This window comes from Parvibaculum sp., from assembly GCF_019635935.1.
Classification (GTDB): domain Bacteria; phylum Pseudomonadota; class Alphaproteobacteria; order Parvibaculales; family Parvibaculaceae; genus Parvibaculum.
In genome coordinates this window covers 3,228,280-3,241,623 of the sequence record NZ_JAHBYN010000001.1, presented here as the reverse complement: position 1 = coordinate 3,241,623, position 13,344 = coordinate 3,228,280, and the positions used below count along the sequence as shown (strand labels likewise).

Here is a 13,344-nt window from a genome sequence, read left to right as displayed (position 1 = left end):
TGATGAAGGGGTTCACTTCTTCGACAGCGCACTGAGAAAAATGTTGTCGAGGCTTTCGAGAAGCTGAATTTCCCACGGCGCGAGGCGGTTGCCGGTCATGCGCATAAACGCATCGATGTCGGGCCATGAAATCGGCTCGGCACCGTTGAGACCGGCTCCCTTACGGCCGCGAAGGCGGTGATAGGTCGTCCAGATGTAGCGAAGGGCCAGCGGCATCGGCGGGCCGTAGAGCTCCGCCTCGAGCTCTGCGATCCGCTTTGTGTTGCCGCCCCTGACCGCTCGATCGAGAAGGCCCGTCAGGGTTTCCCTCCCGGTGACACCCTTTTCGTCGGTGGCACCGAGAGAAAATTCGTGCTCGGCGAAGTCCTTCAGTTCTTCGGCGAGCCTGTCGTAAAAAGCTTCTCTTCACCCAGAAACTCGAGGGCCTGGTTCAGGAGTGATATCCGCTTGCGGTCGCTGAGTAGCACTCGGGCATTTTCGATGCTGAACGGATAGTCCTCGCCGTTCATCTTGACCGGCGACCACCCGAGCAAACGCTCCAGCACGAAGTTGACGGTGCGGGCGCGCACTTGGTCGGTCGTGATCTCGTCGCCCTTCCACTTCTTGCGGTTTACCTGCGCCATTTCGATCGCCCGCTCGCGATCCAGATTGTCGCGAGACAGGCGTTCCTGCTGCGCGATCGTTTTGGGGTGGGTGTAGCCGGCGAACGTCCAGACCCAATCGGTGCGCCGCTCGCCCGCCATCACGGTCATGTCCACCGTGTCCGGCGCCTCGATGTCCGAGATGTCGAAGTCTTTGACGATTTTTTCGTCGGGCGCCAGATCGGCCACGTCCTTGGGTTCGTTGTTCGTGGTTTCGGTATCGCTCATCTGCGTTTTCCTTCTGTCGGAAAGGGTGACGGGAGACGCCGACACGCCTCCCGCCTGCTGCGCAACACTCGCCGGAGCGAGGAGGTGCCGGTGGCGGCCGGATCGTGTCAGCGTGTCTTGGCGGTGTCGGAAACCGCGATGCGGCCCAGGTCTTCGATGCGGAACGGCATCTGGACCGTCTGACCGGCGGCGCGCGCATCGGTGATCGCCTTGACGAGCAAAGCGGCCACCTCGGGGACGGACAGTTGAAGTTCGGAGACTTTAATGGCAAGCCCCGAAACTGCCTTCGGCTCGGAGACGAGCTCCTGCAGCGGCTCGGGGTTTTCTTCGCTCCCGACTTCCGGCAGAGGTTCGAAGTCCCCAGACGATTTCTCCGCGCTGCCCTCGACCTGCGCCCCTCGTCCGCGCCCGTATGTCTTTCCTGTCATCGGCTTGGCTCCTTGTGTCGATTTCAGTCAGAGGCGACGGATCAGACGGCCGACGTCTGCCACTTCACCATCGTCGGCTCGTAGGCGCCGCCGCGCGGGTCCGAGCCGATCATCAGCTCGAGCGTCTGAGTGCGCGGGCCGTCCTGTCCGAGCTCCGACTTCGCATTCGTCGAGAGCGTCAGATAGGGCACATGGATCGAGACGAACCCGGCAGGTTCCGCCGTGTTCTCGGCAAAGAGCAACCAGAGGCTCAGATCGTCCTCGTCGAGGAAGTTCTGGGTGCGCGCAAAATCCTGCCGAAGCCCGGAGATCGAACCGGTCACCTGCAGGTTGTTGTCGAACACGTCCGGCGTCAGGTTCGAGCCGACCACCGGGAAGCCGGCGGCGCGACGGTCGAGAACGATCGAGGCGGCGCTGAGATCGACCACCTCGGTCGTGCCGAGCATGATCTTCGCCTCGACCGCGGTCAGACCCTGCGAGGTCGTGTAGGCCGGATCGGTGAAGTAGGGGCTGCCGGCGCCCGTGGCCACCGACATGCTGCGGCCCACGAGACCGAACGTCATCATGCCCATGCCGTTCGGCTGCAAGGCCATCTCCAGCCGGCTCATGCGGCACCACTCGAACATTTCCGAGCCGTCGATGTCGATTTCACGCTCCTCGAAGGCAAAGGCCTTGCGGGTCGTGCCCTGCAGAACCTTCTTCGGCCGCGTAATCTCGCAATCGTCGTCCGGCGTCGCGTTCAGCGTCAGCGTCTCGGCCACGGTGATGACGGTGGCCGTCAGGCCGATGATCCGAAGGTTGCGGCTGTTGTTCCCCGCCGTCAGATGGTTGGTCAGGCGGATCACGTCACCGACGCGCAGTCCGTCCGTGATCCACGAGCCGCTCGGGCGGACAATGGTGTTGGCCGTCGTCGTGATCGACGTAAAGTCGCTCTCGTCCAGCTCAAGAGCAGCGGAAAACGTGCCCCAGAACATCGCCGCAACCAGGTCGTCGAACGATCCGACCGAAAGGTCTGCGGCATACTGGCCCTGGACGTCGTGCGAACCGTGACGCCCGCGCGTCGACTGACCGTCGCGGCGGTTTTCGTTCGACTGGATCGGCGTCTTGGTGAGATTGAGACCTCCCGTATTGGCGCGGAAGCCTTTCGCGCCGCCGGCGCTCGGCAGCGTGCCGATCGTATCCTGTTCCTTGTACGCGACCTCGATCTGCCGCGCGGTCTGATATGCCATCTCGATTCTCCATGTGGATTTGGCGGCTCAGCGCATCGCGGCGGGCCGGGTGCCTTGCCCAAGGGCGAAAGGGCTTTCAGCGCATCGCGCTCGTGTTCAGGCGGAATTGACTTGTGCGAACCAGTCGACGCTGACGGGGACATGCCAGCGATCGTTGTCCTTGATCGCCGAACCGGCCCATGAGCGCCGGACGCGGACGGTGACACCGCCATTCGGAGGTAGCCAGAGACCGCGTGGGAAGTGGGCGACGATAGCGCCGGCAACATTATCAGCCGGAATCGCGCCCTCGGCGCCGACCGGCGAGAAAACCGAGATCTGGAAGATGCCCTGCTGCGTGTCGGTCTTGAAGGCCGTCGCCTCGGTGCGGCCGCGCATCAGGGATGCCCGAAGGTACCGGCCACTCGGAGGCGTGAACGCCAGATTGGGCCACGCCACCGGAATCGCCGGTGTGAAAACCAGCGTACCGAGGCGCGTGCAGAGTGCGTCCGTGATCCTGGCTTCGATCGATGTTGCGGTCATAGGCCCTCGCGCAACTGCCGCGCGACTTCATCGGCAATGGTCTGCCAGCGCTGCACCGTGATCCGGACCATGCCTCGTGGCGCTTGATCGGAATGGCCGTACTCGAGCGCGCGGGCATAAGGCAGATTGTTGATCAGGAATATCGACTCGCCCGGCGTGAGCTGCATCGCTTCGGCTTGGGCGCGTGAGACGGTCGCAGTGCCTTCCTTGTCGTCGATCTCAAGCGTGCCGGTCGGGACGTTGCCGATCGCGACCTGCCAGTTTCCCCGAAACCGGCCCGTATCGACCGGCGACATCAGGATCACCTCGGCAAAGGCGCTGAGCGCGATCTTGCGCACCGCCGCCTGCATGCGCGCCTTCGTGGCCGCCGAAAACGCGGAAACGCTCTGCGCGAAGCCCGCCATCGCTATTTCCTGACATAGATCTTGAGCGCGACGGCAGTTCCGGCGGCCGGAAGCTCGTTGATCTGCTTGATGTCGTGCGATACGCCGTCGACCTTCACCTTGTCGGTCATTTTCGGCAGGGTCGGCGGCACGGCACAGGTCACCAGAAGGTCGTTCACCTGCACCGCAGAACCGTCTTCGTAGGTCGCCGAGGAATTGTCGACGAATGGCGTCCCGACCGTTCCGGACAGCGCGATATCGGCATAGGTGCCGGCGCCCGGATTGTGCGCGGGGCCAGACCCCGGCGTGAAGACCGAGAGCGCGAGCGTACCTTGTGCAAACTCCGATCCTGCACCGAGCAGCTCGTCCGCCACTTCGCGCATCTCGTCGTAAAACGACATGCTCAAACCCTCAGAATGTCGACCGTCGCGCTACCTGCCCCGAGCAGCGGCGCGAGAATGTCGTCGACGATGGTGAGCACAGGCCGCTGACCCGACACGCCGCTGTCCTTGTAGGTGACGTCGACCGCACCTTCGACGCGCGCCCGGGTCTTGATCTTGCCCGGGGTCACAGTCGGCGAAAGCGCGCCCGGCGATACCAGTTCCGACAGCGCCAGCTCGTAGCTCGCATTGACGATCTCGACCGGCACTTCATCATCAGGGATCGTCTCTCCCTCGGCGTCGGTCGCGGATTCGCGCGGCCAAGCAAGCGTCTGGGCGCGCCCTCCGGTCCGGCTGCCCGGAAAGCGCCGCCCATATCGGCCGTCGAGAGCGGTCGCGGCGCGCGTCATCGCGGCCGTGCGCAATTCATCCGTCACGCCGGCGGCCGCCCATGCCGTGTTGCCCCGAGCGGCGTGATAGGCCAATGCGCCGGGGAGCGTTCCGTAGATGCTCATAGGCTATTCACCGCCATTTCGCTTCGCGCATCTTCGCGCCGAAAGCCCCGTGGTTGAGCAGAAGGTTCGTGCCGTAGTCGTGGCAGACGATGCGGCCTTCATAGAGGCCGTAGTTGTCGCGCTTGTGGTCGGTCAGCCATTCGGGAAGGCGCTTGGGCTCCTTGCCCGCCGGGATCGGCTGCGTCCGCTTCTGAATCAGCACGTTGCCGCTGTGCCCTATCAGCACGCAAGGGGCGAGCCACTTCGCATACTTCGTGTCTTTGAGCGCGTCCCATGTCTGCCACTCGCGGACGTTCTGAAACGTCATCGCCGTCATCTCGACCTTGATAACGAGCGTCGGATCGGTGGCGTGCTCGTAAACCTGGCGAGAGATACCGTTGCCGATCTGCTGGCCCGTCAGCGTGTGGACGAATTCCTGCCAAACACAGGCGGGCCAGTCCGGTATCGCGGTCCAGTCGTTGCGGCTACGGGCCGTCACGGCGCGATCTTCCCGATGGAGACGATGTTGGTGTCGGCCATCAACCGCCACCGAGGTCGGTATTCTCGGCAATCGTGGTCAGAAGGGCGGTCTGCGCCTTCATCTCGGCGAGAATGCCGCGGAGCAACGCCGGAATGGTCGCGGACGCCGCGTCGGGATTGTCTTCGGCAGAATCGTCCAGCGCGCCGAGCGTATCGACCACGACGTCGCCGGAGAGTATGACGTCGCCGTCCACTCCGACCACCGCAACGGCGCGCGCATGGGTTCCGTCGCCCATATCGACGAACTTCTCGGTGACGCCCGCGACATGCGCGGGGAATTCCACATCGGCCAAGACAGCCTCCTATCAGTCGAATGCGAGCATGGACCAGTCGGGTTCGTCGGCGTCGCCGACATTCAGGTAGAGCGCGCCGTTCGTGATATCGGTGTAGCGCGATCCTCGACCGGCCACGCCGACACCAACGCCGGCGCCACCCTCAAGCGCGGTACTCTCCATCGCGGTCACGACGCCCGAGCCATCGTCTTCGGAGCCGCTGTCGCTCACGTCGATCGCGACCGTCACGAGAGCGGCTGCCGCTTCTTCGGCCTCGATCGCGGCCAGAATATCCGCCGCGGTCGATACGATCTCAGGGGGCTCGCTGTCGTCCGTTTCCAGCGAGACAGTGATCTGCTTGCCGACAACGGCCACCGAGAGCGGAGACTCGGCGGTCTCCGGGTCGACATACGCGATCGCAACTTCGTCGCCGCCAGCGCCGAACTCGACGGCGGTGAATGTCAGCGCGTTGTCGTCGCCGGCGGGGTTGATGCCGATGGTGGCCTGCAGGCTCGCGTCAGGCGCGCCTTCACCGATGATCTCGGCCACGCTCGCGATTGCCTCGGCCGTGTCGACCACCGAGAGGTGCGCGCCGGCGGCGGCCGCAAGCGAGGCCGCGACCGCTTCGGTGAGCGTCGGGAAGTCGACCGGCGCCATGCCGTAGGTCAGCGCGCCGTTCGAGCAAACGATGTCGTGCCGCGTCTGGACGCCGAACGGGCCGATCACGACGGTCTCGTCGTTTGCAATCGGTGTCACGCCCTGCGGCTCGCCGCCCATGCTGTCGGCCAGCCTGACGACGGAACCGCGGCTGAGCGCATCGGCGATGACGGTCAGCGCCGAATAGGGAGGCAGCGAGACCGTCCTGTGATCGGCTTGTGCGACGTTCATTGTCCCTTATCCTTCCTGAGGTCGGCGATGCGGGCCTTGAGACCGGCCGCGTCCCAGCCGGCGAAGAATTTCTTCCCCGCAAGCTCCGCGTACTCCGCGCGAAGGGCCTTGAGTTCCGCGTCCGCATCGGGCTTCTGAGAACCGCCCTTCTTGCCATCGCCGTCGTGGTCGAGCGGATCGACCCACAACTCATGCGCGGCCGGATCGAAGTCGGTTTCGTTCAGGTCGGCAAAGCCGGCGGCGTTGGACGATTTGATCCTGACTGTCGGGCAGGTGTCGCTCATCGGGAGGTCTCCTTGTTTTGAGGAACGGGGCGCTCGCCGGTCAAGGAAAGCGCCCCGTATCGTCTCGGGCCTACGCGCCGATCAGCACGCCGGAATGGCGCGGCGCGATCATCTTGACGCCCCACGCCAGGTTGACTTCGTAGCGCACCTGACGCTTCTGCTTGTAGAGGCAGAATTCGTAGGCGATGCCCGAAACCGGGTCGACGAGGACCATGACGTCGTCGGCCGCGTCGCCCTCTTCCGGCATCGCCGGGGCGCGCGTCGCGAGCTGGATCGCGGAACGGTGAAAGAACATGTTCCGGGTCGTCGCCGCGACGGTGGTGATGACCTTGGCGCCGACCATTGCGACGCGAAGGCCCGGCTCGGCGATGATCAGTGTGCCGGCGCCCGAAGCGACGTTGTCGTCGCCCTGCACCACGAGGTACTTGTTGGTATCGCCGGCGAAGGTGATGATATCGCCCGCGATGATGTTGCCGGTGCCGGCGTTTCCCATCGTGATATGGGTGGCGCCGACCGGGTAGCCGGTCGCGTCGGTTTCCGCCGCGCCATTGTTGGTACCGGCGGCCACGCCGACCTTCACCTGGCCGGAATTGTGGATGTCCCAGCCTTCGACCATGCCGACGACGCCGCGCCGGAGCAGCTCGTCCGTGCCGGCCTCGTTGGCCTTGAACAGAACGTTCTGCTTGCCGCGGATGTTGGCGATGGCCGAGCCGCCAAGGACCATGTGGAGGTCCGATTGCGGTGCGCCGTTGTCGTCGAGAATCTTGCGCGGCTGCGCAAAATCCGAGAAGTCGCCGGCCGTGCCGAACGGCGTCACGTTGTAGGTGCCGTAGGCCCGCGATGCGTGGCTGTGCAGCGCGGCGAGGTCGCTTTCGACCTCGTTGGTCAGCGTTCGCAGCGCCTGAGCGATGCGATCGCGGTTGATGGTGCCGAGGCTCTGCGAAACGCTCTTTGCCTCTTCGCCGGTGATGCCGAAAGGCACGGAACGCGCCTTCGTGATCATCATGTCGACATAGTTGATCGTCTGGTTCGGCGCCGACGACGCGACATTGTCGACTTCGAGATCTTCAGCCGGCATGGCGCCAACCACCGGCGACCGGATCACCTGGTCCTTGGCGGCGCGTTCCGCCGATGCGTCCTTGGCGACGGCCGGGATGAACCCGACCAATTCGCGGGACACAACGTCGAAGGCTTCGTAGATGGTGGGAACGAGACCCGTCAGGGTCGTGACAGTTGCAGCCATGGTGATGGCCCTTTCAAAATGAGGTTAGGGGGAGGTGAAAGAGGCCATCGGCCTTGTTGCTCGGCCCATCGGGTGGAGCAGAACCGGGTCGTTTATCCGTCGACCAGGGTAACCTTTTCTTTGGTCATCGCGGTTGCCTGTGCCGCCGGATCGAGCGCTTCGAACTGCGCGCGTGTCATCGTCTTGCCGGCCGCGCTGGTCTTGCCGCCCTGCCCCTTCGGGCTCGGGCCTTCTGCCTTGGCGAGATAGGGCTTGCCCTTGGTCGAGGCCCAATCCTTGACGAAGGATTTGACGTCGACCTCGCCCATGTCGGTCTCGACGATCGGCTTGCGGTTGCCGCTATCGTCTTTCGCAACCTTCACGGACGGCTTCAAGGTCGCAAGCGCGCCTTCGATCAGGTCCGGGTTGACGCCGCTTTCGAGAAGAGCGTCCTTGAGCTGCGTGTCGACGACTGATTTGTCGATATAGCCGTCGCGCTCGGCGAGCTCCGCGTCCTTCGCCGCAATTGCCTCGGCATGCTGCTTCTGCATGTTCTCGATGCGCTTCTCGAAGACCTCGCGCTGCGACTGGAGATGCGCGTCGCGCTGTTTCTTCTTCTCCGGGTCGTTCGGGTCTTCGACCGCAGCGGCCTTCAGTTCGAGGTATTCCTCGACGTCGAAGTCGTCGGGCAGCTCGGCGAGTTTCGTTTCGGCCTCGGCGAGCTTCTTTTTGTATTCATCGCGCTTTTCGATATTGGCGCGGTTGGCCGTCACGACACCCCGGACTTTCGGGTGATCGTCGATCCCTTCGAGATCGAGGACGAACTTCGTCGTGCTATCCTTCTGCTTCGTCTCGGTGTAGTGCTCGTGAAGTTCCGCCGGGACATCGTCCAGCGTGTCGAGAATAGCTTTGAGGCCCATCGGGCTTCTCCTTTGGTTGAAAGCCCGTCTCGCGGGCATGCGAAGGCAACCCCGGAAGAGGGGGGGGCCTGAAAAATCGGAATGATCGTCGTTAGAAGAGGCGCGTGACCTTGCCGCGCGCGAGGCAGAGGCCGCAGACCAGTGCCTTGGTTCCGCCGGATCGCTTACCGTCCGGTCGTCGGCGCGGTGCGAGAATGACCTCGACAGCCACGCTGGTTTCGATCCCTGTGTCCTTGGCGCATTGCCAGCAGGTGACCTGCTCGTCTTCCGTGAGCGAGCGGCGTCGGCCCGCGCGTGGCTTGCCTGCCTGGCGCCCGCCGTCGACCTTGGTCAGATGCGACCTATCGCGGAAATCGTCCTTCACGGGCGGCACTATGCCGCCAATCCGGCCTTCGCGAAAGCCCCGGCCTCGCGTGCGCGCAGCTCATCGAGGTTCAACTGGTCGCCCTGCCGGCTGGTGAAACTCTCGACATCGAGCCCGCCTTTGCGGAAAAGCTTGCCGCGCGTCGGCCCCAACGCCTCGTCCTGAATGGCCGCGGGCTGCTTTTTCAGCCAAGAATTATAGTTAAGCGTGGCCGGCACCTGGCCGTTCATCGAAGCGCGCGTTCCCGGATCCAGTTCATCGATGTCGAAGCCGAGTTCCTTCCAAGATTTCAGCACGGGCGCTCTGACGCAGCGGCAGAATATATGAAGCGGCGTCTTCGGCCCCTTGCCGATCTCGAATTCCTTCCCGCTGAGGCTTCGGCAGGAAGGACAAGTGCGGGTGTCGAGCGTATCGACCCAGAATTCCGCCTTGATGATGTCGCTGTTCGCTTCGTACAGCGTGTCGCGCGCCGCGCTTGTGGTGTGCGCGACGGCCGTGCGCACCATCGCTTCGGCGCCGCGCCGGCCGATCTCCATGATGCCGTCGCGATAATTCAGTGCCTTCGTGCCCCGGACACGCCGCACGATCTGCGGGATCGTTTCGCCCTGCACGACACCCTGACGGATGGCATCGCGCAGGCGACGAGCCTTGTTGCCGTCGAGCTCCGAAACCCACTCCCGCAACAGACGCCCCTGAAACGGCCGGCTCGTGACGACGGCATCGAGCATCTCGCGCGAAGGCGACACGATGTCCCATTTGATCGGGATCGCGGATTCTAGCAGCGACTTCTGAAACCCTGCCTCGTAGCGCGCGATACTCCGAAGCTCGCTGCGCATCGTCGCGCCCGCGACGACATGCGCCTCGTGGTTGATTTCGCGGATCGTGTCGAGCAACGCAGCAAGGCGCTTTGAGGTGAAGGATCCTTCCAGCGCGGCCGGGCGCGCCAGCATCTTGGCCACGATCTCGTTGTCGGCGCGGTCGAGTATCGGAAGCAGTTTCTGGATCACGCCGGAGGAAAGCCGCCAGACCCCGATCTGGTGCCTGATCTGAAGGTCGGCGATTGTGTCGTTGACCGCCATCGTCAGACGCCCTCAGGCAAGTCGACTGGCGGAAGGCCGCCCTCGGCTTTGATTTCCTCTTCCTCTTCCTCGAAGCCCCTATCGGGCTCGTGAAAGCCGCCCCGCTTCATTCGGTTGAACATGCTGCGTTTCGAATAGGCGCCCGCCTGCCAACCCGCGACCGTGGCCATGATCTCCTGCGCCGAAATCTCATGCTCGAAGAAGTCCAGGTTCGGCGTGACCTTTACGTCATCCGGGTTTGCGCCGATCCACAGCGCGATGTTCTTCAGCGCCCGTTCGAGGCCCGCGGCGCTGGTCATCGCAATGGTTTTCAGCGTCGCGGTCTGCTTGCCGAGACGCAGTTTCAGCGCCTCGCCGCTTTCCGCGGTGCGGTTTCGGTCTACGAGCAGTTGCGACCCGAGCGCGACGGCTCGATCGAGGGATGCCTGGATCGCCGTGCTCTGCGCCTCAAGACCGGCGCCTTCAAATTCGAGATACTTCGCATCGCCGCCCTTCGGCAATATCCATAGCACGGACGAGCCGATGGTCGCCGGCGCGAGACCATCTGCAACAGCGGCTTTCGGATCGTCAAACCCGATCGCCACGGGCGTCGGCTCCGACGTCATGTGCAGCGCGAAGGTATAGTCGGCATCGAGGCGGTAGATCCGCACCGCGACCTTGCCGAGCCCGTAGAGCGGCACATCGTCCGGGTCGGCCTGAAGATCGTTGGTGTTGACGAAGACGAACGGGATGAAATCGAGTGGGCGCCGTCGCGGGTCGGTCGCCCCGACAGGGTCACCCGGCACCCATGAATCGTTCATCTTCGTCCATTCGCGCGACTGAAACCGGCCGTCCTCGAGATAGCTCTCGCGATAGACCTCTTTGCTCTCCCACTTCCCGGTCTCACGGTTGAGCACCGACCCGCTTTCATCAAGCACCAGATAGTCGAGCTTCCGGTTCACGACGGCCCAGTTGATCGGCGCCTCCGCGACATAGCCGGCGATGTAGGGATCGCCACCCTCCGCGATGCCGGGCATCAGCCCGTAGCGGCCGACCGTCAGCAGCTCGATCGATATACGCCGATGAAGCGCCTCCAGCGTCAGCCCGTCACCGGTTGCGTTCTCGCGCAATCCCTCCATCGTCGACGGGAGCTTGATGTCGGCGGCCTGGTCGAGCATGGTGCCCACCGAGCCTCGGACCGTCGGCGCGACCAGCTCGGGAAACTCGGCGCGGGTCTTGTAGGCCTCATATGCAGCCTTCTTCTTGGCCGCGTCTTTCATCGCTGCGGTGCCGGATTTCATCGGCAGGTAGGTTTCGCCGGCACGCTTGATCGCGTCCTCGCCGTCGAAGGCGTCGCGCATCAGCTTCCACGCCGGCGCGAAGGCCTCATACATCGGGTGGCGGGTCGTGATGGCATATTCCATCAGTAAAATCCTGTGTCCTGGACCGCCGCGCCGGGATCGGCAGGCTTGTCGACATAAGTCAGAACGTAACCGTCTGCGTAGTCGGGGCTGGCGACCCCGCGCTTGGCGAGCGCTTCCTTGCGCTCGATGACGATCTTGCCCTTGTCGTTTTTTCCCCACTTCACCAGTGACAACTGGTGGCACAGGGCGTCGCTGTCCTTGTCGCCGCTCGGCAGGGAGACCAGCTCGTCGACCGGGTGCTCTTTGCCCCCGTCCTTGCCTTCGAGAAACAACACATGCTCATGCGTGCGCTGGAGGGCCGTCCTGGCGAGCCACCAGATCTCAGCCTTCAGGTTCCCGAACATCTCCTCGGATGTCCGCTTGTCCGGCCAGATGCGCTTCGTCGGCGGCAGCCCGGTGTTGACCGGCACGACGGAGAGCCCAGCGACGGGGTTCTTCATCAACGTCGATGAGACGCCGGCACCAACGCCCGGCGCGTCGAAGTTGAGCTGCTGGACGCCGCACTCTTTCGCGATGTCGAGGGCCCAAAGAGCCGTCTCGGTCGTGTCCGGTTCGCCGCGCGATCGTGGCTTGCCGACGACAGGGCCGTGCCGAGGGATCGCGATCGATTTGGCCTTGCCGGCGCCGACGTCGACCCCGAGCACGCCAAGCGCGGAGGCCTTGAGTCTCGGCTCGAGCACAGCCACCCGCTTCGCGCTATCGACCAGCTTGGCCGGGATACAGATGCCCTCGACCGATGCCGAATAGTCGATGTCGTACTCGCTCGCCCAGCCGCTCGGATCGGAATAGCTGGCCTCTTTCGCGGCCGCCCATTCCTCGGTCTTGCGCGGGTCGTCTCGCCAGTGGAGCCGGAACACCTGATGCGGCTTCAGTATCGAGTGACGCTTTCGGGCGAAGAGATTGCCCATGCCGTTGACCGACGAAACCCAGATCACGCAATCCGTGTTGCCGGAGAGCGCCTTCTCGACCGCTTCGGCGTTCGGCACGAAAGCCGCTTCATCAACGATGTAGATCGAGGAGCGGCCGCCGCGGCCCATTTCCTCGCCGCCCTCGCCCGATATCACCGCGCCGTTTTCGGGGTTGACGATGCGCATGTAGTTGTCGTTCTGCGCCGAGTTGTAGCCCACCGGCATCAGCTCGGGCGGGAGGCGCTTCAGCATGATCCGGAGTTTCGCGAAGATGCTGTCCGGATTGTCCTTCTTGTCGACCAGGTCGACTTTGCGGGAGCCGAAGGTCGCCTTGAAGCCGTTCAGAAAAAGCCAGCGATGGACCGTCCAGCCGCCGCAGAGATAGGTGACGCCGGTGTCGCGGCTCTTCTCGGCAAGCCCTTCCTCGGACGCTTCGAACCGCTCATCGAGCCAGTCGATGAACTCGCGCTGGCGCGGCCAGAGTTCGAAGCGGACATACGGGCTCTTGCGGGTCCCGTCCTCGTTCTTTTGCTGCAGCAGGCGCGGATCGTAGGTCCAGAGCCACTTGTCGAAAAAATAGTGGATGTCGTCCGCGCAGCGCTTTTTTTCGATCTCCCACCCGCCGCGCCGTCGTTCGACCTCGCGCCGCGCCTTTTCCGCGCGAACGGCGGCGAGCCCTTCACTGTAGTTTTGCAAGCGCCGTCTCGAGGACAGAGAGCTCGGCGTCGGTCATCCCTTGAAGCTTTTCGGGATCGAACTTCAAAACGCCGACCGCGCCGCCAAACCTGACCTTCTCGCTCTTGCCGCCGCGTGTCTTGTCCCACCAGATGAGGGCCCCAAGGTCGCCGTCCATAGCCTTTTCATACAGCTTGACGCCGATATTGTGGTTGGCCTGGATCAGCGACAAGTCGAGCTCATCGCGGTAGTGCAGGCGTAGCGTCTTGGAATCGATCCCGATATGGCGCGCGATGTTTTCCTGAGGGGTGCCGGTGCCACCCATCGACTTGACGGCGGCGCGCGTTGCGGCCGTCGGCTCGTGTGACGGCCTGCCGCCCTTCGGGTTTGCGACCTTCTTGGCCTTGGGCGTCGCCCTGGCTGTCTTCTTCGGTGCGGGCCTCGCCCGCGTCTTCGATGGCTTCGCCATTCTCTACCTTCCGCGCCG

19 protein-coding genes are annotated in these 13,344 nt (G+C 63.9%); all 19 read right to left on the bottom strand.

Going from position 1 to position 13,344, the window contains the following annotated elements:
* Positions 1 to 12: 12 nt before the first annotated feature.
* The 19 genes from KF719_RS16020 to KF719_RS15930 all read right to left on the bottom strand — a co-directional run bounded on the left by KF719_RS16020 (position 13) and on the right by KF719_RS15930 (position 13,326).
* Positions 13 to 216: a hypothetical protein gene (locus tag KF719_RS16020; RefSeq protein WP_293510060.1), complete on the bottom strand. Its 204-nt coding sequence runs from the start codon at positions 214 to 216 to the stop codon at positions 13 to 15.
* Positions 217 to 368: 152 nt separating this feature from the next.
* Positions 369 to 869: a hypothetical protein gene (locus tag KF719_RS16015; RefSeq protein ID WP_293510058.1), complete on the bottom strand. Its 501-nt coding sequence runs from the start codon at positions 867 to 869 to the stop codon at positions 369 to 371.
* Positions 870 to 976: 107 nt separating this feature from the next.
* Positions 977 to 1,297 carry a hypothetical protein gene (locus KF719_RS16010; RefSeq protein ID WP_293510056.1) on the bottom strand — a complete coding sequence of 107 codons (321 nt, stop codon included), beginning with the start codon at positions 1,295 to 1,297 and terminating at the stop codon, positions 977 to 979.
* Positions 1,298 to 1,338: 41 nt separating this feature from the next.
* On the bottom strand, positions 1,339 to 2,526 hold the full coding sequence (locus KF719_RS16005; protein ID WP_293510055.1) for a phage tail tube protein: 1,188 nt from the start codon (positions 2,524 to 2,526) through the stop codon (positions 1,339 to 1,341).
* A 96-nt stretch (positions 2,527 to 2,622) separates the two neighbouring features.
* On the bottom strand, positions 2,623 to 3,045 hold the full coding sequence (locus KF719_RS16000; protein ID WP_293510053.1) for a phage tail terminator-like protein: 423 nt from the start codon (positions 3,043 to 3,045) through the stop codon (positions 2,623 to 2,625).
* Positions 3,042 to 3,449, bottom strand: coding sequence for an HK97 gp10 family phage protein (locus tag KF719_RS15995; protein ID WP_293510052.1), 408 nt, complete (start codon positions 3,447 to 3,449; stop codon positions 3,042 to 3,044). The genes KF719_RS16000 and KF719_RS15995 overlap by 4 nt, the downstream gene beginning before the upstream one ends.
* Positions 3,450 to 3,451: 2 nt before the next feature.
* Entirely contained in the window at positions 3,452 to 3,829 is a 378-nt protein-coding gene (locus tag KF719_RS15990) for a hypothetical protein (RefSeq protein ID WP_293510051.1), read from the bottom strand.
* A gap of 2 nt (positions 3,830 to 3,831) precedes the next feature.
* On the bottom strand, positions 3,832 to 4,323 hold the full coding sequence (locus KF719_RS15985; protein ID WP_293510049.1) for a DnaT-like ssDNA-binding protein: 492 nt from the start codon (positions 4,321 to 4,323) through the stop codon (positions 3,832 to 3,834).
* Between the two features lie 7 nt (positions 4,324 to 4,330).
* The gene (locus KF719_RS15980) at positions 4,331 to 4,801 is read right to left on the bottom strand and encodes a hypothetical protein (protein WP_293510047.1); all 471 of its coding nucleotides are present in this window, start codon (positions 4,799 to 4,801) and stop codon (positions 4,331 to 4,333) included.
* A 40-nt stretch (positions 4,802 to 4,841) separates the two neighbouring features.
* Positions 4,842 to 5,135: a hypothetical protein gene (locus KF719_RS15975; protein WP_293510045.1), complete on the bottom strand. Its 294-nt coding sequence runs from the start codon at positions 5,133 to 5,135 to the stop codon at positions 4,842 to 4,844.
* A gap of 12 nt (positions 5,136 to 5,147) precedes the next feature.
* Positions 5,148 to 6,002: a hypothetical protein gene (locus tag KF719_RS15970; protein WP_293510043.1), complete on the bottom strand. Its 855-nt coding sequence runs from the start codon at positions 6,000 to 6,002 to the stop codon at positions 5,148 to 5,150.
* Positions 5,999 to 6,286, bottom strand: coding sequence for a hypothetical protein (locus tag KF719_RS15965; protein ID WP_293510041.1), 288 nt, complete (start codon positions 6,284 to 6,286; stop codon positions 5,999 to 6,001). The genes KF719_RS15970 and KF719_RS15965 overlap by 4 nt, the downstream gene beginning before the upstream one ends.
* A 70-nt stretch (positions 6,287 to 6,356) precedes the next feature.
* Entirely contained in the window at positions 6,357 to 7,529 is a 1,173-nt protein-coding gene (locus KF719_RS15960) for a P22 phage major capsid protein family protein (protein ID WP_293510039.1), read from the bottom strand.
* A 92-nt stretch (positions 7,530 to 7,621) separates the two neighbouring features.
* The gene (locus KF719_RS15955; RefSeq protein ID WP_293510037.1) at positions 7,622 to 8,428 is read right to left on the bottom strand and encodes a hypothetical protein; all 807 of its coding nucleotides are present in this window, start codon (positions 8,426 to 8,428) and stop codon (positions 7,622 to 7,624) included.
* A gap of 91 nt (positions 8,429 to 8,519) precedes the next feature.
* Positions 8,520 to 8,792: a hypothetical protein gene (locus tag KF719_RS15950; RefSeq protein ID WP_293510035.1), complete on the bottom strand. Its 273-nt coding sequence runs from the start codon at positions 8,790 to 8,792 to the stop codon at positions 8,520 to 8,522.
* A gap of 8 nt (positions 8,793 to 8,800) precedes the next feature.
* Positions 8,801 to 9,871 carry a phage minor head protein gene (locus tag KF719_RS15945; protein ID WP_293510034.1) on the bottom strand — a complete coding sequence of 357 codons (1,071 nt, stop codon included), beginning with the start codon at positions 9,869 to 9,871 and terminating at the stop codon, positions 8,801 to 8,803.
* A 2-nt stretch (positions 9,872 to 9,873) separates the two neighbouring features.
* Entirely contained in the window at positions 9,874 to 11,274 is a 1,401-nt protein-coding gene (locus KF719_RS15940; protein ID WP_293510032.1) for a DUF4055 domain-containing protein, read from the bottom strand.
* Positions 11,274 to 12,878: a hypothetical protein gene (locus KF719_RS15935; RefSeq protein ID WP_293510030.1), complete on the bottom strand. Its 1,605-nt coding sequence runs from the start codon at positions 12,876 to 12,878 to the stop codon at positions 11,274 to 11,276. Before KF719_RS15935 ends, KF719_RS15940 begins: the two co-directional genes overlap by 1 nt.
* Entirely contained in the window at positions 12,862 to 13,326 is a 465-nt protein-coding gene (locus KF719_RS15930; protein ID WP_293510028.1) for a hypothetical protein, read from the bottom strand. Before KF719_RS15930 ends, KF719_RS15935 begins: the two co-directional genes overlap by 17 nt.
* Positions 13,327 to 13,344 lie beyond the last annotated feature (18 nt).